General features: G+C 56.4%; 2 protein-coding genes. Both read left to right on the plus strand.

Annotated features, from left to right (window positions below):
* Nucleotides 1–210: hypothetical protein (locus R2N16_RS25405; protein WP_316669819.1), on the plus strand; the 210-nt coding region annotated here is incomplete at its 5' end.
* A 162-nt stretch (nucleotides 211–372) separates the two neighbouring features.
* The gene (locus R2N16_RS25410; RefSeq protein WP_316669822.1) at nucleotides 373–951 is read left to right on the plus strand and encodes a TnsA endonuclease N-terminal domain-containing protein; all 579 of its coding nucleotides are present in this window, start codon (nucleotides 373–375) and stop codon (nucleotides 949–951) included.
* The last annotated feature ends 97 nt before the right edge of the window (nucleotides 952–1048 follow it).

The raw sequence follows: 1048 nt of genomic DNA on the forward strand, positions 1-1048 counted from the left end.
CGAAAACTGGCGGTGCCCCCGTCCCGGTTCGATTGTCACCAAACTACCGGTCGATATCGAATGTCCCACATCGGCCGGATGCGGTCGGCGGGCCAGCCGAAGGACCTGGGGGCGGTGGAATTCGAAGGCCTCGAACGATTGCGAGTCTCAGTGTGCAATGGCGAGCTGCTTGAGGTGGCCCCCAAGACGGAATTTTGGGTGCTGCTGTAAATTCCAACGCTAAGTGCGAGAATCGGCCAACCTTACATGGTTAGACGCGAATGAGCATCCAGAATCCCTCTCCCGTCCGCCGCATTGGCTTGAGTTCTCGTTGCATGACGGGCACCGTGCCCAAATCTAGGGCAGTACGAATCATCCCTGGAGCGAGACTTCATGGAACTGATTCGCTTCGACAAAAATATCCTCACCTACTCCCCGCAGCCCTTGACCATCCGCTATCTGGATCACGATGGCCGCCGATCCAGATACACCCCGGACGGCTTGATCGAGTATCGGCGGGACATCGAGCCGGCTAGGGATATGCGCCACGTTTTATGTGAAGTGAAGTACAGGGCAGACTTCCGAGCGAACTGGAGACCGTTGCTTACGAAGTTAAGGGTTGCGAAGCGCTATGCCTCCGAGCGAGGGTGGGATTTTCGAGTTTTTACCGAGAATGAGATACGTACGCCATATTTGGCCAACGTCCGGTTCTTGGCGGGTTATTTGGCGGCGTCGGGTAACGTCAACGACAAAATGCGGATGCTGGACAAGCTCGCGGATTTGCGCGAGTCGGATCCAGAAGCGTTGATCACGTCATTGTTCCCAGACGTATGGAAGCGTGCGGAAGCTCTGCCTAGCCTGTGGAACTTGATCGCAAACTTTGAGATCGGCTGTGATTTATCCGAGCCCATTACCATGCGGTCGCGCATCTGGACAAAAGGGGGCCTTACATGCCGGCACGTGGACGACTGATTCCAGGTGCGTATTTCAGCGATCGTGGACGGTCAGATCAGGCTGATGGTGGACGGCATTTCAGCGTGATCATGGACGCTCGGGGCGAGCGAGAGTG

The sequence above is a fragment of the Ralstonia psammae genome (assembly GCF_958405935.1).
In the GTDB taxonomy this organism is placed as follows: Bacteria; Pseudomonadota; Gammaproteobacteria; order Burkholderiales; family Burkholderiaceae; genus Ralstonia; species Ralstonia psammae.